The following is a 21,230-nucleotide window of genomic DNA, read 5'->3' on the forward strand; positions in this document are numbered from 1 at the left end:
CACCCGAACCCCACCCAGCAACTCGACTTCGCCCGGTTCTCCAGCGACGCACTCAAGGACTACCTGGTCGCCGAGCGCGAGATCCTGCGGCAGGCGACTCCCGAGGTTCCGATCACCACCAACTTCATGGTGATGGGGGAGACCCGCGGCATGGACTACGCGGACTGGGCCGACGAGGTCGACATCGTCTCCAACGATCACTACCTGCTCGTCGCAGACCCGGAGGCCTTCGAGGAACTGTCGTTCTCGGCCAACCTGACCGGCCAGATCGCGCATCGTGCGCCCTGGTTCCTGATGGAGCATTCCACCAGCGCCGTGAACTGGCAGCCGGTCAACCAGGCGAAGTCGCCCGGCCAGCTGCGCCGCGACAGCCTCACGCACGTCGCGCATGGCGCGGACGCGGTCTGCTTCTTCCAGTGGCGACAGTCGCTGGCCGGCGCCGAGAAGTTCCACTCCGCGATGCTCCCGCACGCGGGCGAAGACAGCACCGTCTTCCGCAGGGTCGCCCGCTTCGGCGGCGACCTCGCCGGCCTCGCCGAGGTCGCGGGAAGCCGGACCCGGCAGGCCCGCATCGGCATCCTCTTCGACTGGGACTCGTGGTGGGCCTCCGAGCTCGACTCGCACCCCACCGAGCTGCTGCGCTACAAGGCCGAGGCGATGACCTGGTATGCCGCGGCGCTCGCGAACGGGCTCCAGGCCGACATCATTCCCGCCCGATCGGTGCTGCACGGACCCGGCCTCGACGGCTATGACCTCGTGATCGCCCCGATGCTCTACGTGGTCACGGCCGACCTCGCGGAAGCGCTCACCGGCTATGTGACCGGTGGCGGCCACCTCACGGTCGGCGTCTTCTCCGGCATCGCCGACGCCGACGACCACATCCACCCCGGCGGCTACCCCGGTGCCTTCCGTGAGCTGCTCGGCGTGCGCGCAGAGGAATTCGGCAGCCTGCTCGCCGGCCAGGCCGTCGGGCTGTCCGGTGACCTGCCCGCGGGCTCGACAGGGACGCTGCTCACCCACGACGTCACCGTGCGGAACGACGTCGACGTGCTCGCGCGCTTCGACGACGGCCCGTTCCCCGGCGTGCCGGCCATCACCGGCCGTGCCGTCGGTGCCGGACGGGCCAGCTTCGTCGGGACGGTACTCGACAGGGAAGCCCTCGTCGCCCTCGTCGGTCGCTTCGCCGCGGATGCCGGCATCGTCTCACCGCTGCCCTCCGACGTGCGCGGCACTGTCCAGCTCGCCGTGCGTGAGACGGACATCCTCGAGTACCTCTTCTACATCAACCATTCCGCGCATGCGGTCACGGTGGCACTCACCCCGTTCGATGGATGCCTCACGGCCGTCGATCTCGGAGGAAGCACCCTGGCCGCCGGCTCGCTCACCCTCCCGGCGACCGGGGTCGCCGTGCTGAGCCGGCCGCGGGCGGGGGAGTGACCGTGGCCGACTTCGCGATCGGCGAGACCGACTTCCTCCTGGACGGCACGCCGTTCCGGGTGCTCGCCGGCGCCATCCACTATTTCCGGGTTCATCCGGACCACTGGGCGGACCGGATCCACAAGGCTTGGCTGATGGGGCTCAACACGATCGAGACCTACGTGGCGTGGAACGCGCATTCGCCGGTTCGCGGGCAGTTCCGCACCGATGCCGGGCTCGACCTGGCCAGGTTTCTCGACCTCATCGCGGCGGAGGGGATGTACGCCATCGTGCGGCCGGGCCCCTTCATCTGCGCCGAGTGGGACAACGGCGGCCTGCCCGGCTGGCTTTTCCGCGACCCGGCCGTCGGCGTGCGGCGCAACGAACCGCTCTACCTCGCGGCGGTCGCCGAATACTTCGGGCAGCTGCTGCCGATCGTGGCCTCCCGTCAGATCGACAGGGGCGGGCCCGTCATCCTCGTGCAGATCGAGAACGAATACGGCGCATACGGCGCCGACAAGGACTACCTGCGTGCGCTCGTCGACCTCAACCGGGCCGGCGGCATCACGGTGCCGCTCACCACGATCGACCAGCCCACCGACCAGATGCTGACCGACGGCAGCCTTCCCGGCCTGCACAAGACCGGCTCGTTCGGGTCGCGGGCCACCGAACGACTGGCGACCCTGCGCCGCCACCAGCCGACGGGGCCGCTCATGTGCGCCGAATTCTGGAACGGCTGGTTCGACCACTGGGGAGCCCACCACCACACCACCTCCGCGGAGGACTCGGCCCGTGAGCTCGACGCCCTGCTCGCCACCGGCGCTTCCGTGTCGCTCTACATGTTCACCGGCGGCACCAATTTCGGCTTCACCAACGGCGCCAACGACAAGGGCGTGTTCCAGCCGACGGTCACGTCCTACGACTACGACGCTCCGCTCTCCGAGAGCGGGGAGGTGACGGAGAAATACCTCGCCTTCCGCGAGGTGCTCGCCCGGTACGGGCCGGTGCCGGCCGAACTGCCCGAAGCCGTTCCGGCGGCGCCCGCCTTCGAGGTCGAGCTCGATGAGTCGGTGACGCTCTGGGACGCTCTGCGCGAGCTGGCGGACCCGGCCGCCGAACCCGTGCCGGGGCTGCCGAGCATGGATGCCCTCGGCCAGTACACCGGATTCGCGCTGTACCGCAGCAGGCTGGCCCCCGGCGCACATCTGCTCTCCTTCGGCGCGATCCGCGATCGCGCCCAGGTGTTCGTCGACGGCAATCCCGTCGGCGTTCTGCAGCGCGACCACCACGACCGGTCGATCAGCCTGCCGAAGGGGTCCACGCTCGACCTCCTCGTCGAGGACCAGGGCCGGGTCAACTACGGCCCGAGAATCGGGGAGGACAAGGGCCTGATCGGCCCGGCGACCCTCGACGGGGCGCCTCTCGGGAACTGGCAGGTGCTGCCCCTCGACCTGGACGGATTCGCCGCAGCCGGTAGCCGGCTCTTCGCCCAGCATCCGCGATGCTCCGACGGGGGCGGCGAGCGCGATCTCGATCCCGACCTGGACGTCGATCTGACATTCGCCTTCGACTCGCTCCGGGCCGCCGAGCCCGCCGCGGACACGGTCGCCGTGGAGGCCCCGGTCGGCTCGCTGAGCGGACCCGCGTTCGCGCGCGGCTCGTTCGACACAGAGCAGGGACGCGACCTCTTCCTCAGCACGGCAGGCTGGGGCAAGGGCCAGGCCTGGATCAACGGGTTCAACCTCGGGCGGTTCTGGGACCGCGGACCGCAGACCACCCTGTACGTTCCGGGCCCGGTGCTGCGGGAGCGCAATGAGCTCCTCGTGCTGTTCCTGCACGGAACCGGAAGCACCCGGGCCCGCTTCGTCTCCCGCCCCGACCTCGGCCACACCGATTTCTAGCGGTCTCCGCCCGGGACCCCGGCCCCCGGGCGGGACTGTCAGCGGTCCCGGCTACGATTGATCCGTGGTTACCGCCCTGTATCGCCGCTACCGGCCAGAGACCTTTGCCGAGATGATCGGCCAGTCCCAGGTGACCGAACCCCTGATGACGGCCCTGCGCACGAATCGGGTGAACCACGCGTACCTGTTCAGCGGCCCCCGCGGCTGCGGCAAGACCACGAGTGCGCGCATCCTCGCCCGCTGCCTCAACTGTGCAGAGGGCCCGACCGACACCCCGTGCGGTGTCTGCCCGAGCTGCGTCGAGCTCTCCCGCGACGGTGGCGGCTCGCTCGACGTCGTCGAGATCGATGCCGCGAGCCACAACGGCGTCGACGACGCCCGCGACATCCGGGAGCGCGCCATCTTCGCGCCCGCCCGCGACCGCTACAAGATCTTCATCCTCGACGAGGCGCACATGGTCACGCCGCAGGGCTTCAACGCTCTGCTCAAGATCGTCGAAGAGCCGCCGGAACACGTGAAGTTCATCTTCGCGACGACCGAGCCCGAGAAGGTCATCGGCACGATCCGCTCGCGCACCCACCACTACCCGTTCCGGCTCGTCCCGCCGGGCCCGATGCTCGAATACGTGCAGACGCTCTGCGAGAGCGAGAAGGTCGCCGTCGCACCCGGCGTGCTTCCGCTCGTCGTCCGCGCCGGCGGCGGGTCGCCCCGCGACACCCTCTCGCTCCTCGACCAGCTCATGGCCGGTTCCGACGACCACTCCGTGGAGTACGACCGCGCGGTCGCCCTCCTCGGCTACACGAGCGCGTCCCTGCTCGACGAGTCGATCGACGCGATCGCCGCCCGCGACCCCGCCGCAGCCTTCGACGCGGTCGACCGGGTCATCCAGACCGGCCAGGACCCGCGCCGCTTCGTCGAAGACCTCCTCGAGCGCATGCGCGATCTCATCGTCGTCGCCGCAACCTCCGCAGCGGGCGCGTCCGCCGTGCTCCGCGGGGTTCCGCAAGACGAGATCGAGCGGATGGCCGTTCAGGCCGCCAAGTTCGGCCCGGCCGAGCTCTCCCGCACCGCCGACATCCTCAACACCGCACTCACCGAGATGACCGGCGCGACCTCGCCCCGGCTGCACCTCGAACTCATGATCGCCCGCGTGCTGATCCCCGCGAGCGACGACTCCACCCGCGGCGCGCTCGCCCGCGTGGAACGGCTCGAGCGCCGCATCGGTGTTGGTACGAGCGCTGTGGGTGCAAGCGATGTCGGTACAAGCGGTGCCGATACGAGCTCGGCCGCATCGGTGGCTCCCAGCTCCGCGACGCCCGCCGTTTCGTCTCCGACGGATGCTTCGCACGCCCCCGATGCACGCCCCGTGCCGGTCGCCGATCGCGGTGCGCCTGCGCCCGAAGCCCCCGTGACCCCCGCGGTCTCCACTGTTCCCACGAGCCCTCCGGCAGGTCAGGCATCCGTCGCGCCGGCCGTCGTTGCCGCGGCCCGCCCGATCGGGCCGGTCACGTTCCAGCAGGTCAAGGACGCCTGGCCAGAGGTCCTCGAGGCCGTCCAGACCGCCAAGACGAGCGCGTGGCTCGTGCTCTACACGGCGAACGTGCTCGAATTCCGCGACGGCGACCTCCTCGTGCTGTCGTTCCCGAGCCAGAAGGACGTCGCCGGCCTCAAGCAGTCAGCCGCGCCGGGGGAGGGCGTCGGCGACTACCTCAAACGGGCGGTCAATTCGGTCCTCGGCTTCACGCCGCGCCTCATCGCCAAGGTCACCGAGCCCGGGGCATCAACCCCCGTCGCCGGCCCGTCAGCTGTGCCCAGTGCGTCGCCCGCGCCAGAGCCACAGACATCGAGCCCTGCCGCCGCCGCGTCGCAGGCCGCACCGCCGGCCGCTGCGGTGAGCGACGGCGCAGCCGACACACCGTTCGGACGCCCGGACGCGTCAGCATCACCGACCGGACCCTCGGCCACCGCAGGGTCCAACGCCCCGACCCGGGCATCCGCTCAGCCGGCATCGGCACCGCGGTCCACCCCCGTCGAGCCGACCGGCTCCGTCACCGCCTGGGCGACCGTCGCGATTCCGGGCGCGGGCGACGCGTCCACCGGGGCGACGGCCCCCGCGACCGCACCTGCCGCGACCGCTGCCCCTGCCGCCGCTGCACCGAACGCGGCAACACCGGCACCCTCGGCTCCGGCAGCGCCCGGCCCCACGGCATCCGCTGCCCGACAGGGTGAACCGCCATACGACGACGAACCGCCGCCGTACGACGACAGCGACGTGCCGCCGGACGAGGACACCCCACCGGACCGCAACGCGGGCTCGGCCAGACAGGGTCAGAACCGGTCGCCCGCGCGCCAGGTGCCTCCCGCATCCCAGGCGCAGCCGGCACCGGTCGATCGCAACGTCACCCACACCGGGCCGAACACCATCGGCCCGAACGGCAGGCGCAGCCCGGCCTTCGAGGAGAAGCAGCGCTACGGGGAATCCGTCGTCCGCGAGGTCCTCGGTGCGACCTTCCTCGAAGAACAGCCGTACGAACCGGCACCCCGAACCAGAGGCGACTGACCCATGTACGAAGGAATCGTCCAGGAACTGATCGACGAACTCGGCCGCCTGCCCGGAATCGGGCCGAAGTCCGCGCAGCGTATCGCGTTCCACATTCTGCAGACCGAGAGCTTCGACGTCACCCACCTCGCCAATGTCCTCCTCGAGGTGCGCGACAAGGTGCGCTTCTGCGAGATCTGCGGCAATGTCTCCGAGCAGCCGACGTGCATGATCTGCCGCGACCCGCGCCGCAATCCCGCGATGATCTGCGTCGTCGAAGAGGCCAAAGACGTCGTGGCGATCGAGCGCACCCGCGAGTTCAAGGGGCTCTACCACGTGCTCGGTGGCGCGATCAGCCCCATCGACGGCATCGGGCCAGACCAGCTCCGCATCCGCCAGCTGCTGCAGCGCCTCTCCGACAACACCGTCCAGGAGGTCATCATCGCGACCGACCCGAACCTCGAGGGCGAGGCGACGGCGGCCTACCTGTCGCGCCTGCTGACGACCCTCGAGATCACGGTCACCCGGCTCGCCTCCGGCCTGCCCGTCGGTGGCGACCTCGAGTACGCCGACGAGGTCACCCTCGGCCGTGCCTTCGAGGGTCGCCGCACCGTCTCGAGCTGACCCCGGCTCCACGCCCGCGTGCGCGGCGTCACATTGCCGGTGCCGAATACATCAGCATTTAGGATGGAAGACGGGGCTATGCCCGCCATGCCCGCAGACCCGAACCCCCAGGAGCGCCACGTGAGCTTGATCGTGCAGAAGTTCGGCGGATCATCCGTCGCAGACGCCGAAAGCATCAAGCGCGTCGCCAAGCGCATCGTCGACACCCGCAAGGCCGGCAACGAGGTCGTCGTCGCCGTCTCCGCGATGGGCGACTCCACGGACGAGCTCCTCGACCTCGCCCACCAGGTCACCCCGATCCCGGCGCCGCGCGAGCTCGACATGCTCCTCACCGCAGGCGAACGCATCTCCATGGCCCTTCTCGCCATGGCGATCAAGAGCATGGGCTACGACGCGCGCTCCTTCACCGGCAGCCAGGCCGGCATGATCACCGACGCGCACCACGGCGCCGCGCGCATCGTCGACGTCACGCCCGGTCGCATCCGCTCGGCTCTCGACGAGGGCGCCGTCGCGATCGTCGCAGGCTTCCAGGGCTTCAATCGCGACACCATGGACATCACGACCCTCGGTCGCGGCGGCTCGGACACCACGGCCGTCGCCCTCGCCGCCGCCCTGAACGCCGACATTTGCGAGATCTACACGGATGTCGACGGCGTGTTCACCGCGGACCCGCGCGTCGTTCCCCGGGCGCACAAGCTCGACCGCATCTCGAGCGAGGAAATGCTCGAGCTCGCCGCCGCCGGCGCCAAGGTCCTCTACATCCGGGCGGTGGAATACGCCCGCAGGCACGGGGTGACCCTGCACGTGCGCTCATCGTTCAACAACAATCTCGGCACGATCGTGTACAACCCCGACACGACCGACCCGGCGACCGCGCTCCCGGATGGAACCGTCGGCACGCCTCCCGTTACCAGTACGACCGAATCCCTGATCGGAGAAAAAGTGGAAGAGCCCATCATCGCCGGGATCGCCGCCGACCTCAGCGAGGCGAAGGTGACCGTCGTCGGCGTTCCCGACATCCCCGGCAAGGCCGCGCAGATCTTCAAGATCGTCGCGAACACCAACGCCAACGTCGACATGATCGTCCAGAACGTGTCCGCCGCCTCGACCGGGCTGACCGACATCTCCTTCACCCTTCCGAAGTCGGAAGGACAGCGGGTCCTGACCGCGCTGACGAACGAACGCGGAAACGTCGGGTTCGCGAGCCTGCAGTACGACGACCAGATCGGCAAGCTCGCCCTCGTCGGCGCGGGCATGCGCACCAACACCGGTGTCTCCGCGAAGCTGTTCGCCGCACTCTACGAGGCCGGGATCAACATCGAGATGATCTCGACGAGCGAGATCCGCATCTCGGTCGTCACCCGCGCGGACACCATCAACGAGGCGCTCCGGGTCGTGCACACCGCGTTCGACCTCGACGACGACGCCGAGGCCGTCGTGCACGGCGGCACCGGCCGCTGAGCCGCGCCGCCCCGGCATCGCCGGGAACCGAGCCACACACCGCGTCACCCGCAGTCAGACCGTCAGACAGCACGACAGACAGATACTAGGGAAGAAACCGTGAGCAGCACAGCAGGAATCCACATCGGAGTCGTCGGGGCAACCGGCCAGGTGGGCGCCGTCGTCCGGCACCTGCTCGAGCAGCGGGACTTCCCGGTTGCGGGCATCCGCTACTTCGCCTCTGCCCGTTCGGCCGGAACCACCCTGCCGTGGAAGGACGACCGGATCGTCGTCGAAGACGCCGCGACGGCCGACCCGACCGGGCTCGACATCGCGATCTTCTCCGCCGGGGCGACCCTGTCCAAGGTCCAGGCCCCCCGGTTCGCCGCTGCCGGCGTCACCGTGATCGACAACTCGTCCGGCTGGCGGATGGACCCCGACGTTCCCCTCGTCGTCAGCGAGGTCAACCCCGAAGCCATTCACCACGCGGTCAAGGGCATCATCGCGAACCCGAACTGCACCACGATGGCCGCGATGCCGGTGCTCAAGGTCCTGCACGACGAAGCCGGGCTGCAGCGCCTGATCGTGAGCACCTACCAGGCCGTGTCCGGCAGCGGGCTCGCCGGTGCCCAGGAACTGGCGAGCCAGATCCGCGCCGCCGCGCACAGCGACAACCTCCTCCAGCTCGTCCACGACGGGTCCGCCGTCCCGATGCCCGAACCCGTGCTGTACGTGCGCCCGATCGCCTTCGACGTCGTTCCGCTCGCCGGTTCGATCGTCGACGACGGACTCTTCGAGACGGACGAGGAAAAGAAGCTGCGCAACGAGAGCCGCAAGATCCTCGAACTGCCCGACCTGCTTGTCTCGGGTACCTGCGTGCGGGTGCCGGTCTTCACGGGCCACTCCCTGTCCATCAACGCCGAATTCGCGAACCCGCTCTCGGTCGCCCGTGCGCTCGAGCTGCTCAAGGATGCTCCGGGCGTCGTGCTCACGGACGTCCCCACTCCGCTCGAGGCCGCGGGCAAGGACCCGAGCTTCGTCGGTCGGGTCCGCCAGGACCCTGGAGTGCCGGATGGGCGTGGACTGGCCCTGTTCATCACCAACGACAACCTGCGCAAGGGCGCCGCGCTCAACGCCGTCCAGATCGCCGAACTCGTCGCCGCGGACCTGCTCGCGTCCTGACCGACGGTGACTTTTCCGGTCGCGGAGGCGACCGCCGGACCGCGTGCACTACTGTGGAACACCATGGGCGGGTATCGCGTTTCAGAGGGCGTGCGGCGCGTGATCATCGCACTCTTCGCGACCATCGCCGGCGTCGTCGTGGTCTCCGCGATCCTGTCGCTGACCGGTCAGCCGGGGTCCGCCTGGTGGGTCGCCGCCACTGGTGTCTTCTGCGCCGCAGCGCTCAACGTCTGCTGGGTGCGCCTGGGCCCTGAACGGCATCGCAGCCCCGTCGTGAGCCTGCCCATCCTGGTGCTGCCCGTGCTCTACACCGTCGTCAGCCCGCTGGCCGCGGCCGGCGCCATCGTCCTCGGAGTGCTGCTCATCGTCCTGGTGCGCTCCCGACGCGTCGACGTCGCCCTCTACAGTGCCGGACTCGCGGGAACCGGCAGTGCCGCGGCCGTCGCCGTCCTCGCAGGCGCGACCGCCTTCGGCCTCCCCAGTTATCTCGCCGCCGGTTGCGCCGGCGCCGCGTATGTCGCGCTCGTGGCGATCATCGAATACCTGCGGATGGTGTTGGTCCGGCCGATCGCGAACCGCACCGGCCCCCTGATCGCGCCGGCGCGGCTGGCGCTGATGGTGCTCGGCTGCGCACTCCTGTCCGCGCTCGTCGTGGTCTTCCACGACGCAGGCCTGGCCGTCAGCCGGGACCCGATCGTGTTCGTGATCGCAACCCTGCTCGCCTTCACTCTCGCCGGCGTCGGGATCAAGCTCATCGGCCGCGTCGTCACGATGCGCAGCCGGCTCACCGGTCTCATCACGGGCGCTGCGGCGCTCGGCGCCGCCGGGCGCGAGGACATCTCCGCCGGCCGTGTCCAGTCCGGGCCTGAGGACGATGCCGAGGCGACCTCCCGGGTCCTCGCACTGCTTCACGAGGCCGTGCGGACGACCATCGGCGTCGAGTACGTCGCCGTGCGCGACCACGCGGCGCGCGTCGGGGAGATCAGCGCCCCCATCCTGCTGTCCGAGTCCGACACCCGGTTCGTCGTCGCGGGCCGCGAGCCGATGGGTGGCGTCTTCACCGCCGACGACAGGAGCGCACTCAACGCCCTCGCCCGCGCGGCCGAACTCGCGATGAGCGCCCACTACAACATCGGCGGCCTCACCGCCCGCGCCAACACCGACCCCCTCACCGGCCTGCCGAACTACCGGGCCTTCCAGACGGCGCTCGCGAACATCAACGACCACCGTGACTACTCGGAGGCCCTCGCCGTCCTGTTCCTGGACCTCGATGACTTCAAGCGCCTCAATGACCGGCACGGGCACCAGAGCGGAGACGACCTGCTCAGGGAACTCGGCCGCAGGCTGCGCATGGTCGTGCGACCGAGCGACGTCGTCGCTCGCGTCGGCGGTGACGAATTCGTCGTGATCCTCACTCACCTGGCCTCTCTCGGCGAGGCGAAGGAGATCGCCGAACGCATCCTCGAGACCTCCGTGCAGCCGCTCACCCTCGGCTCGAGCAGCTACACCCCGACGCTCAGCATCGGCCTCGCCTATTCGGCCCACCGGGAGACGGATGTCTCCCAGCTCGTGCAGGACGCCGACCGGGCCATGCTCGCGATCAAGAAGTCGCGGCGACGCGGCGGACCGGCCAACGAGAGCAGCATCAACATCTCGAGCCACCGCTCCTCCCAGATCAACGACATCATCGCGCACGCCATCGACGAGGACCTCCTCGAACTCGCGTTCCAGCCGATCGTCAGCCTCGTAACGGGCCAGATCTGGGCGTTCGAGGCACTTGTCCGCTACAACGACCCCGTTCTCGGCCCGCTTTCGCCGCCGTCCATCGTGGAGAAGGCCAAGGGACTCGGCCGGATGGACGCCCTCACCCGGCAGGTCGCCGTGAAGGCCATGGCCGCGGCCGCCGACTTCCGCCTCGTCGAACCCCGGGTCACCTGCATGGCCATCAACGTCGAGGCCGGGCAGATCGTGCCCGACCGGGTCGGCACCTTCATGGAAGACCTCGCCGGACGGTACCCGGGAATCTCGCTGTGCCTCGAACTCAACGAGCGTTCCGTCGCCAGGGTGACCCCCGCCATCCGCTCGCAGGCCGACCGGCTCCGCGACCTGGGGCTGCTGATCGCCCTCGACGACTACGGGTCCCAGGACTCCTCGGTGGACGCGCTCGTGCGGATGCCCATGGATATCCTGAAGATCGATCGCAGCCTCGTCGATGACCTCGACGACATCCGCCAGCGTGAGGTGCTCACCGCGCTGCAGGGCTTCGGCGACAACCTCGAATACTCGATGATCGTCGAGGGCGTGGAGAACGAGGCGATGGTCAGGCACCTCGCTGCCATCGGCATCCGCAGCGCCCAGGGCTTCCACTACGGCGTTCCGGAGAGCTTTGAGAAGACCCTGTCCCGTCTCGAGCGCTATGGAGCCGCAGCGGTCGTCCCCGCTGGCGACCTCCCGATCGGTCCAACCGTCGGAGCAGAGACTCCTGCTGCAGCCCCGGCGACCTGACCGATAGTCTCAGTCCATGAGTGAGACCGGGATGGACCGAGCGGTGAGGTCGAATCTGTCGCGCCTCGACCGTTCCGTCTTCCTCTCCCAGCTTCTCCTCGCCGGGGCGACCCTCTTCCTCGTCGCTGTCACCGGGCTCACCGCGATCCAGCGGCTGAGCTCCCCGATGTTCTTCCTCGGCGTACTCCTGATCTTCATCGTCACGGCCATCAGCGCCCTCGTCACGTGGAGCGACCACTCCAAGTACTGGATCGTCCTGCTTCCCGTGGTCGACATCATCGCGATCGTGCTGATCTGGCAGGCCGCGACCGCGATCGGCGCGAGTTTCCTCCTGGTGCTTCCCGTGATCTGGCTGTCGACGCACTTCGGAGCGCGGGGTGCGACGGGGAGCGTCATCCTGGCGGCCGTCATGATCTGGGGCGGGACCCTGTTCCGTTCCGTGCCCATTTCCCTGGCCGACGTTCCCCAGCTCGCGATGATACCGACCATGCTGGGCTTCGTCGCGGTGACCACGCACCTGACGACCAAGCGCGCCGCGGCGCAGCGGGTGCTCCTCACCCAGCAGGCCGGCCTGTTCGAGTCGGCCCTGCGACGTTCACGCCGCCAGGAGCAGACCCTCGACGAACTCTTCAACGCTGTGGACTTCGGGGTCGTCGGATTCGACCGCGCCTCCACGGCGAATTTCCTGAACCGTGCGCAGCGCGAGCTGCTCGCCCTCTATGGCACGACAGACAACCGGCCGGCAGTCGTCAGCACGGTGTTCCACGAAGACAGGGTGACCCCGTACGACGAGCTGGACCGGCCGTACTCCCGGGCGCTCCGCGGGGAGACCATCGACCGCCTCACCGTCTGGGTCGGCGAACCCGGCCAGCAGCAGGCTGCCCTCCTGGTCTCCGCGCGACCGATCACCGACGAGAACGGCGACTACGACGGCGGCGTCATGGTCTCGCGCGACGTGACCGCGGAAGTCAGGGCGATCCAGGCCCGCGACGACCTCGTCGCCTCGGTGTCCCACGAGTTGCGCACACCGCTCACGTCCATCCTCGGCTACCTCGAACTCGCTCTCGATGACGAACGTCTCGACCCGTCGACCAGGGGCATGCTCGAGGTCGCGTCGAAGAACTCCGACCGACTGCTCGAGATGGTCTCAGGGCTGCTCACCGACGCGAGTGATTCGAAGCACGAGCCTCCGCTCAACGTCGCCCCGTGCGACCTGGCCGGGATCGTCGCGGACGCTCTCGAGTCCGCCGGCCCTTCGGCCTCCAAACGCACGATCGGGTTCGATGTCGAGGCCCTTCCCGCCGTCACGGTCGAAGCGGATGCGTTCCGCTTGCGGCAGGTCGTCGACAACGTCCTCTCGAATGCGATCAAGTACAACGTCGAGTCCGGGCGGATCGGGGTCACGCTGGCCGTCGCCGACGGGCTGGCGGAACTGCGGATCTCGGATACCGGCAGGGGGATGACCGCCGAGGAACAGACCAAACTGTTCGACAGGTTCTACCGTGCGGACTCGGTACGGAATTCGAGCGTGCACGGCACCGGGCTCGGGCTGAGCATCAGCAGGGACATCATGCGCAAGCACGGGGGCGACCTGCGCCTCGAATCCACCAAGGGCAAAGGCTCGGTGGCGGTCTTCACGCTACCCCTGACGCCCGTCGCCAGCCGATAGACTGCCCTCAGAAGGGGGCCCAGCACTTGGACTCGACCACGCTCTTTATCGTCAGCGCGCTCATCGTCGTGCTCTGCGGGGTGTCGTTCATCCTGAACACGGCCCTCAACCGCAATGACGCGGCGGGCAAGCTCTGGAGCCTCGCCTTCATCGCAGGGATCGCCGTGGCCTTCGGCTACGGCGTGGCGATCATCGGGGCATCGAACTGGTGGGGTCTCCTGGTCGGCAACGTCGGCCTCGTCGTGCTGTCCGGGGCGTTCTGGAGCGGTTCCCGCCTCTACAACTCGCGGGAGTCCCTGCTGTGGACCGTCGGAGCGGCCGGAGCGGTCGTCGCGATCTGGACGCTCGTCACTGCGCCGGGCGGCGACGGCTGGGGCGCCTCAGGGGTGACCTGGGCGGCCATGGCCGCCTTCGGCGCCCTGGGCGGTTCTGAGGCGCTGCGGGGCAGGCTCGGCAGGAACATCAACGGCAGGATTCTGGGTCTGAGCCTCTGGATCGTGACGGTCTACACGTCGGCGCGGGTGGTCGCCCTGATCGTGCTCGGCCACGACCACCCGGACTTCTCCCGGTTCTTCGGAACAGGATCTGCGTCGATCGTCAACATGTCCCTGATCGTGGTCGGTTCCATCGCCATTTCGATCCTCCGCGCCGAGAAGCTCGGCAACAACGCCGTCGGGGACTTCACCGATGGCATCCACTCTGCGGCGGGCGTGATGACGTCGGGTGCCTTCGTGCAGGCGGCGACCGACCACATCGAGAGGGCCGACCGCTGGCAGCTCGGACTCGCCGTGATCGGTGCCGACATCGACAACCTCCCGGAGATCAACACCGCCTTCGGGCGCGCCGCAGGTGACGCGGCCATCGCCCGGTTCGCCCAGACTCTGCGGTACAGCGCGCCCGTGATGGCCCTGATCGGGCACCCCGCCGCCGGCAGCTTCCTCATTCTCGTCAGTGTCTCGTCCGCAACGGAGGCCCGGAGCATCACCGAACGCATCCAGACCGCGCTCGTCGACGAACCGGTCACGGACTCCTATCGCATCCGCCTGACCGCGAGTTTCGCCATCGCGGACACCTTCGACCACGGCTACGAGCTCGGCGTGCTCACGTCGGCCGTCACCGAGGCCATCCGCACGCTCAAGCGCGGCGGTGGCAACGACATCACGGTCGTCTCCGAAGCGGCCTGAGACCCGACGGACCGAGTCGCGGAAGCCGGCCGACCGGCGGCTATCCGGCGGGGGTGAGCGCGACGGTGATCTCGTCGCTCGCCGTCGACTTGGCGAATGCCGCCGAGGTCGGCGTCGACTGCACGAGGACCTCGTAGGTGAATGCGAGCGTGATGCTCGTCGCAGCGGGGTCGACCGCGGGCAGGATGAACGTCTGGCTGTAGCTGTACGGCGTCTTGATCAGGTAGCCGGGCGCGATCGAGGCCTGGTCGACCGAGGCGGGCGGGGCGGTCAGGGGGCCGCTGGGGCCCTTCACGGACGCGGCGACGCTCACCCGGGAGAGGTAGACGGCCTGGCCGTCGTCCGTTCCGAGGGTTCCGATCAGAGAAAAGCTGATCGGCTTGTTCGCGGAGGGTGTCCATTCGCCGATGTTGAGCGTCGACCAGTAGTTCACGGCGAGGGTGACATCGCCGGCCTTGAGGTTGCGGGTCGTCGAACCGGTCGCGAGGTCATTGATCACCGGAATGATCGGGGCCACCGAGAAGGTGGCCGTCGGCGTGCTCGAGGCGAGACCCGTCGACCAGGGTGCCTGGCCGCATCCGCTCAGAGACGCTGTGAGCAGAAGACCCAGACCGAGCGCGGGAAGCACTCGTGAGAGGGAACGAGCAGGCATGAGGACTCCCGTGGATCGTGGTTCAAGCCCGAACAGGGGGGCTGCGCTTGAGCTTATCTTGCGGAGACCTTGACCGGGGGTGTGGCAAAAGTTGCGGTTCGGATGGGAGAGTAAGACCTGTGAACGAGAACCCCCAGAATTCCCCGTATGTCAAGGCCCAGCCCCCGGTTGACCCTTCCCTCGCGGCCTACGCGAACGATTTCACGGAAATCGTCGACGCTCTGCCCGTGTTCCGCCCGACCATCGGGTGCATCGTTCCTGCGTACAACGAAGCGGACTCCATCGCTTCAGTCCTGGATTCCCTGCTCGCCCAGACCCGTCTTCCCGACGTGATCCACGTCGTCGTGAACAACACGACGGACGACACGGTCGAGATCGCCAGCCACTACGCCGGCCCGCACATGCGGATGACCGACGGTGTCGAGCAGTTCACCGAGATCTTCATCCACGACATCGGGGAGAACCCGGACAAGAAGGTCGGGGCGCTCAACTACGGCTTCTCGCTCATCGAGGGCTGCGACTACCTCCTCGGCGTCGACGGCGACACCACCGCAGACCCCCGGGCGGTCTGGCACCTCGAGGCCGAGATCTCCTCCGACACCCGCGTCGGCGGCATCTCCGCCATTTACAGCATCGACGACAGCCAGATCGACGGCACGATGGGTAAGTTCCTCATCGCCGGCCAGCGCACCCAGTTCGCCGCCTTCAACATGCAGAACATGCTCCGCGGCCGCAACATGGCCGTCCTCGGCGGGCAGTTCTCGATCTTCTCGATCCGGACCCTCCAGGAAGTCATGATCGACAGCAAGCAGTCCACTCCGTGGGTGAAGGACAGCGAGGTCGAGGACTCCCTCCTCTCCCTGCAGATCAAGAGCGCCGGCTACCTGACCAAGATCAGCGCCCAGGCCCGCGCCAACGTCGGCGGCATGACGACCCTGCGCGGCCTCGACGCCCAGCAGGTCAAATGGAACTTCGGCGCCATCGAGCTGATGTGGCCCGGCCAGCGCGGCGACACGAAGGGGCAGCCCTTCCACCCCAACCTCCGGCTCCGCTGGATCGAGAACTTCTCGATGGCCGTCAACATCGTCACCCGTGGTCTGTTCATCATCCTGCTCGCCGCATCCCTGTCGATCGGCGCCTTCGTGTTCAGCCCGGTCTGGCTGATCCCGCCGCTCGTCGCACTGCTGCTCAACTTCCGCACGGCCTGGTCGATGAAGAACCGCAACGGGCGGGACTTCTTCTTCGCGCTGGCCTGGTTCCCCGCGGAGATCTACATGTGGGTGCGAATCGGACACTTCCTCAGGGCCTGGACGAAGTTCGCGAGCAACAAGCAGGTCGACAACTGGGCGGAGCAGGCCAAGGCAGAGCGCGGCTCCGGAAACGCCTTCCTTTTCCCGCTCATCTTCGCGACGGCCTTCTTCGCCGCGCTCGTGTTCATCTGGCTACAGCTGCCCGTGGTGGCGCAGTCGACGGTCCTCTGGATCGGCTGGCCGATCCTCGGCGTCACCACCATCATCCAGACCCTCACCATGTTCGGCACACTCGTCAAACGTCACCGGGGCTACCGGGTGTGATCGCCCTACTCGAAGACGGGGCGCTCGAGACGCTGCTCAACCAGGTGGGCGGCGATACCTCGCTGCGCCACCGATTCCTGCGCGACTTCGTCGCCCTCTGGCCCAGCCGGGCCGAGCGGCTTGCGGAGTCCCTCGCCCGGCCTGACCTGGAAGAGGCGCACGTCGTCCTCCTCAGCATCCGTTCGACGAGCACGATGGTGGGAGCCGTCGTGCTCGAAGCGACCGCTGCCCTCGTGCACAGTGCGCTCTCGCGCAATGATCTGCCGGGCTGCCTGCAACACATGCGGCGGCTTGTCGAGGTCGGCGAAGCCACCTGTGCCGAGCTCGCCGTGCTGACGACCAGGGCAGAAGACGCCGAGCGCGCCCAGAAGGCCTGGCAGGCTCAACAGGGGCAACAGCAGGCTCAGTATGAGCAGCAGTCCCAGTTCGGCGACCGTGCGGTTCCGCCGCGGCGCTGGGAATTCCCCGCGACGCACGCGCACTGAAACAGGGACGAGCCTCGGGCCCGCCCCTGCGGAGTTCCGGCGGAGAGCCGGGCCTCAGTCGTCTTCGGAAGCCGCCAGCCGGTAACCGACGCCGCGCACGGTCTCGAGCCAGCGCGGGGTGGTGAGGCTGTCGCCGAGCTTGCGGCGCAGGTTGCCCATGTGCGCTTCGACGGCACGCTTGTCGGCCTCGTTCACGTAGTACGCGGTCACGTAGCTTTCGCCGCGCAGGAGGAGCGCGAGGTCCGCCTTGCTGCGCACGCGGCGCTTGGAGTCGAGCAACGCGGCGAGCAGGTCGAATTCGGTGCGGGTGAGGTCGAGCTCCGCCGTGCCGAGTACCGCGAGACGCATTTCCGGGCTCAGGCGCAGGCCGTTGTGCTCCATCCAGTCCGCGGCGTCCGGAACGGCGGGCTGCGGCGCGATGAGTGCGAGCGCGTTCGAGGGGGCCGATGCCTGCGGCTGGGCCACCGGGGGAGCCTCGGGCGTCGGGGCGGGCGCCCAGCCCTGCGGGGGCGCCGGCGCATACTCGACCGGGGCGGGGACCCAGCCGGACGGCCCGGGGACGTATCCGGGCGGTGGGGCCTGCTGATACTGCACGGGCGGCGCGGCCTGCTGCAGTGGCGCCTGCTGGTACTGCGCGGGCGGCGCCTGCTGGTACTGCGGTGCCTGCGGCTGCTGCGGGGCCTGCTGGTAGGTCGTCGGCTGCGCAACGGGCGGCTGCTGGTAGTGCGGAGCCGCTGCGGCCGGCCGGTACTCGACCGGAGGAGCCTGCGCGTATTCCGGCGCGGATGCGGCCTGCGCGTAGTCGGTGGTGGCGTGCTCTGAGGTCGCATACTCGGCCGGCGCTGCCGGGAAGCCGGAGTCGTCGGAAGCGTCCGCAGACGGGGCATCCGCATAGGTCGAAGACGGTGAGACGAGGGCCTGACGGGGACGACGCATCATGGCGTCGATCCTGGCGCGCAATTCGCGCGGGCGGAACGGCTTGGTCATATAGTCGTCTGCGCCGGCCTCGAGGCCCTGCAGGGTGTCGATTTCCTCGTCGCGCGCGGTGAGCATCACGATGTAGGTCGAGCTGAAGGCGCGAATGCGCTTCGCGGTCTCGAGGCCGTCCATACCCGGCATGCTCACGTCGAGGGTCGTGACGATCGGGTCGTACGCCCGCACCGCGCGCACGCCGTCGACACCGTTGCTCGTCGCGATTGCGTCGAAACCGGCCTGGGTCAGCACGGCCTCGAGGAGATGACGGATATCGTCGTCGTCCTCGATGATGACAGCAACGCGCCGCTCACTCTCCGTTGTTTCCATGATCTATCTCCTAGCTGCTTCGGCCTGCGACCGAAAACGAACAATGAACGGTGTGCTGTCGAGGGGAGTGCCGGCGGCACCGGGGCTTACCATCCGGCGGCCTTGGTGAGCGCGAGTGCCTGGGCGTTCCACCAGTCCCCTGCCGTGGGGCCGCCATTGCAGGTTCCGTCGCTCTCGCCCGGCTGCTTGATCCAGAGGTTCGCATCCTGGGCGCCCTGGTTTGAGACGACGGAGGGGAGGACGCCGAGGGCGCGGCCGGGGGGATTGCACCACTCGCCGTTCGAGCCCGCACCGTTGCGGGAGGTGTCGATCACGTAGTGGGCGCCGTTGGTGAGGTCGGAGACCTGCTGTGCATACGCGTGCTCGGCCGCGGAGTCCATGTAGTTGGACACGTTCGTCGCGAAACCGCGCACGGAGGCGATGCCCGAGCGGTTGAGCAGCCCGGCCATCGCGGACGGGGCGATCCATTCGGAGTGGCCGGCGTCGAGATAGACCGTTGCGCGCGTGGGTGCGAGGAGGTCGACCGCGGTGTGCACCTCGTGAACCCGCTCCTCGACGTTGTTGCACTGGGTGGCGAGGGAGAGGGCATCGGGCTCGAGGATCACGACGGCCTCGCGCAACGTCAGGCTCGTCGCGATCGCCTGCACCCAGCCGGGGTATTCGAGCACCGAGAGTCCGCCGGAGGAGAAGTTGCCGCAGTCCCGGTTGGGGATTCCATAGAGAACGAAGACGGCGGTCTTCCCGTCCTTGATCGCGGCATCTGTGATGGTCGCGACCTCTTCGCCGACCGTGTCGAGCGGATACTTCTCCGGCGTCAGCCAGATCGCCGCGGGCTGGGCGGCGAGCCGGCTCAGCGCCGTCGCCTCGGCCGAGGTCGCCCCGGACCTTTCGGCTGCATCCGCTGCTGCCTGCGCCGCCGAGGAGGACGGATTCACGTAGAACGATGTGGTCGCCAGCGGGTTCACGGTCTGACCTCCCGGTACCTGCAGGGCGAAAGCGCTGACGAAGGTGCCGAGGGCAAGCACGGGGACCGCCAGGGCGATGATGCCGAGGACGAGACCTGTACGCGAGCCGGACGAATGCACGAACCCACCCTATCGGGGGGGTTATACAGATATGTTACGCAGGAGTATCGTCTGACGGATCTTTGTTCCGTTTTGGTGTCCCATTTCGCCCCCAGTCCGGGGTGATCGGCGGTATCGGACGCGGTCAGGCGCCCGTGCGCGCGGCGTTACACTCGAACGTGTGAATCCAATGGCGCAGGTTGATGTCGTACTTATTGGTGGCGGCGTCATGAGCGCCACTCTCGGCACCTTGATCAAACAGGTGCAGCCCGACTGGAGTATCGAGGTCTACGAGCGCCTCGGCGAGGTCGCCCAGGAGAGCTCGAACCCCTGGAACAACGCGGGGACCGGTCACGCTGCCCTGTGCGAGCTCAACTACATGCCCCAGGCGAGCGACGGAAGCGTCACCGCCGACAAGGCCGTGAGCATCAATGAGCAGTTCCAGATCAGCCGCCAGCTCTGGTCGTCCCTGGTCATCGACGGCGTTCTGCCCGAACCGACGAAGTTCATCAACTCGACGCCGCACATGACGTTCGTGCACGGCAAGTCCAACGTCGAATACCTGCGCAAACGGTTCGCGGCGCTCAAGGACCAGCCGCTCTTCCACGGGATGGAATACAGCGAAGACCCGGCCGTCATCGGCACCTGGACCCCGCTGCTGACGAAGAACCGCCCGAAGAACCAGCGCATCGCCGCGACCCGGATCGCCTCGGGCACCGATGTCGACTTCGGCGCACTCACCCGCTACCTCTTCGACGACCTCGCAGCCAAGGGTGTCGGCGTCCACGTCAACCAGCAGGTCACCGGCCTGAAGAAGCTGACGGACGGCACCTGGCGGCTGAACCTCCGGCGCCTCGTCGGCGGGCACCCCAGCATTGTGAAGGCCCGCTTCGTGTTCGTGGGTGCCGGCGGCGGCGCGCTCGCCCTGCTGCAGCAGAGCGGCATCCCCGAGGCACGGGGTTTCGGCGGCTTCCCGATCAGCGGCCAGTTCCTGCGCACGACCAATCCCGCGGTCGTCGCCCAGCACCAGGCCAAGGTCTACGGCAAGGCCGCCGTCGGCGCCCCGCCGATGTCGGTCCCGCACCTCGACACCCGCCACGTCGAGGGGGAGGCCTCGCTGCTGTTCGGGCCCTTCGCGGGGTTCACCCCCAAGTTCCTCAAGTCGAGCACCTGGTTCGACCTCCCCTTCTCTGTCCGTGGGCACAACATCGGCCCGATGCTCGCCGTCGCCCGGCACAACGTCGGCCTGATGAAGTACCTCTTCGGCGAGGTCTTCGCGTCCCGCACCGTCAAGCTCAAGGCCCTGCAGGAGTTCATGCCGACGGCGAAGATGGCCGACTGGGAGCTCATCACCGCGGGCCAGCGTGTCCAGGTGATGAAGAAGGACCCGAAGGAGGGCGGAGTGCTGCAATTCGGAACCGAGGTCATCACCTCGGCCGACGGCAGCATCGCCGGCCTGCTCGGGGCATCCCCCGGGGCATCGACCGCGGCTCCGATCATGGTCGACCTGCTCAAGCGCTGCTTCCCCGAGCAGTACCCGGCCTGGGAACCGCGACTCCGCGAACTGATCCCGAGCCTCGGCACGACCCTGTCGGACGACCCCGCCCGCGCCGCAGCCTCCCTCGCCGCGACCGCCGCGACCCTGCACCTCACCAACCCCTGACCGGTCCGACGGAGTCGGGCACGATCTCCG

15 protein-coding genes are annotated in these 21,230 nt (G+C 68.5%); 12 read left to right on the plus strand and 3 right to left on the minus strand.

Annotation, left to right across the window (positions count from 1 at the left end):
- From QN357_RS06790 to QN357_RS06830, 9 genes are all read left to right on the plus strand, one after another.
- The coding region (locus tag QN357_RS06790; RefSeq protein ID WP_323504693.1) for a beta-galactosidase at positions 1–1,437 on the plus strand (1,437 nt) is incomplete at its 5' end.
- 2 nt (positions 1,438–1,439) lie between these two features.
- A complete protein-coding gene (locus tag QN357_RS06795; RefSeq protein ID WP_241975169.1) occupies positions 1,440–3,317 on the plus strand; it encodes a glycoside hydrolase family 35 protein in 1,878 nt (625 codons plus the stop codon).
- A 64-nt stretch (positions 3,318–3,381) separates the two neighbouring features.
- Entirely contained in the window at positions 3,382–5,877 is a 2,496-nt protein-coding gene (locus tag QN357_RS06800) for a DNA polymerase III subunit gamma and tau (protein WP_134561651.1), read from the plus strand.
- A 3-nt stretch (positions 5,878–5,880) separates the two neighbouring features.
- The gene (gene recR, locus QN357_RS06805) at positions 5,881–6,480 is read left to right on the plus strand and encodes a recombination mediator RecR (protein WP_134449856.1); all 600 of its coding nucleotides are present in this window, start codon (positions 5,881–5,883) and stop codon (positions 6,478–6,480) included.
- A gap of 120 nt (positions 6,481–6,600) precedes the next feature.
- On the plus strand, positions 6,601–7,941 hold the full coding sequence (locus tag QN357_RS06810) for an aspartate kinase (protein WP_134450073.1): 1,341 nt from the start codon (positions 6,601–6,603) through the stop codon (positions 7,939–7,941).
- Positions 7,942–8,040: 99 nt separating this feature from the next.
- The gene (locus QN357_RS06815; RefSeq protein ID WP_134449857.1) at positions 8,041–9,102 is read left to right on the plus strand and encodes an aspartate-semialdehyde dehydrogenase; all 1,062 of its coding nucleotides are present in this window, start codon (positions 8,041–8,043) and stop codon (positions 9,100–9,102) included.
- A gap of 63 nt (positions 9,103–9,165) precedes the next feature.
- Positions 9,166–11,607 carry an EAL domain-containing protein gene (locus tag QN357_RS06820; protein ID WP_134449858.1) on the plus strand — a complete coding sequence of 814 codons (2,442 nt, stop codon included), beginning with the start codon at positions 9,166–9,168 and terminating at the stop codon, positions 11,605–11,607.
- Positions 11,608–11,623: 16 nt separating this feature from the next.
- Positions 11,624–13,276 (plus strand): sensor histidine kinase, encoded by a 1,653-nt coding sequence (locus QN357_RS06825; protein ID WP_323504694.1) that lies wholly within the window; start codon positions 11,624–11,626, stop codon positions 13,274–13,276.
- A 26-nt stretch (positions 13,277–13,302) separates the two neighbouring features.
- Positions 13,303–14,460 (plus strand): diguanylate cyclase, encoded by a 1,158-nt coding sequence (locus QN357_RS06830; protein WP_323504695.1) that lies wholly within the window; start codon positions 13,303–13,305, stop codon positions 14,458–14,460.
- A 40-nt stretch (positions 14,461–14,500) separates the two neighbouring features.
- Here the strand turns inward: QN357_RS06830 and QN357_RS06835 are convergent, their stop codons facing one another.
- Entirely contained in the window at positions 14,501–15,112 is a 612-nt protein-coding gene (locus QN357_RS06835; protein WP_134449861.1) for a hypothetical protein, read from the minus strand.
- Positions 15,113–15,231: 119 nt separating this feature from the next.
- Between QN357_RS06835 and QN357_RS06840 the strand changes: the two genes are divergently transcribed.
- Positions 15,232–16,686, plus strand: coding sequence for a glycosyltransferase family 2 protein (locus tag QN357_RS06840; protein WP_323504696.1), 1,455 nt, complete (start codon positions 15,232–15,234; stop codon positions 16,684–16,686).
- A complete protein-coding gene (locus QN357_RS06845; RefSeq protein WP_322188467.1) occupies positions 16,683–17,171 on the plus strand; it encodes a hypothetical protein in 489 nt (162 codons plus the stop codon). Before QN357_RS06840 ends, QN357_RS06845 begins: the two co-directional genes overlap by 4 nt.
- Before the next feature lie 54 nt (positions 17,172–17,225).
- Here the strand turns inward: QN357_RS06845 and QN357_RS06850 are convergent, their stop codons facing one another.
- Positions 17,226–18,473 (minus strand): winged helix-turn-helix transcriptional regulator, encoded by a 1,248-nt coding sequence (locus tag QN357_RS06850; protein WP_323504697.1) that lies wholly within the window; start codon positions 18,471–18,473, stop codon positions 17,226–17,228.
- Positions 18,474–18,559: 86 nt separating this feature from the next.
- On the minus strand, positions 18,560–19,558 hold the full coding sequence (locus QN357_RS06855) for a glycoside hydrolase family 6 protein (protein WP_323504698.1): 999 nt from the start codon (positions 19,556–19,558) through the stop codon (positions 18,560–18,562).
- Positions 19,559–19,727: 169 nt separating this feature from the next.
- Between QN357_RS06855 and QN357_RS06860 the strand changes: the two genes are divergently transcribed.
- The gene (locus tag QN357_RS06860) at positions 19,728–21,200 is read left to right on the plus strand and encodes a malate:quinone oxidoreductase (RefSeq protein ID WP_134450074.1); all 1,473 of its coding nucleotides are present in this window, start codon (positions 19,728–19,730) and stop codon (positions 21,198–21,200) included.
- The last annotated feature ends 30 nt before the right edge of the window (positions 21,201–21,230 follow it).

This window comes from Cryobacterium sp. RTC2.1 (assembly GCF_035018685.1).
Classification (GTDB): domain Bacteria; phylum Actinomycetota; class Actinomycetes; order Actinomycetales; family Microbacteriaceae; genus Cryobacterium; species Cryobacterium glucosi.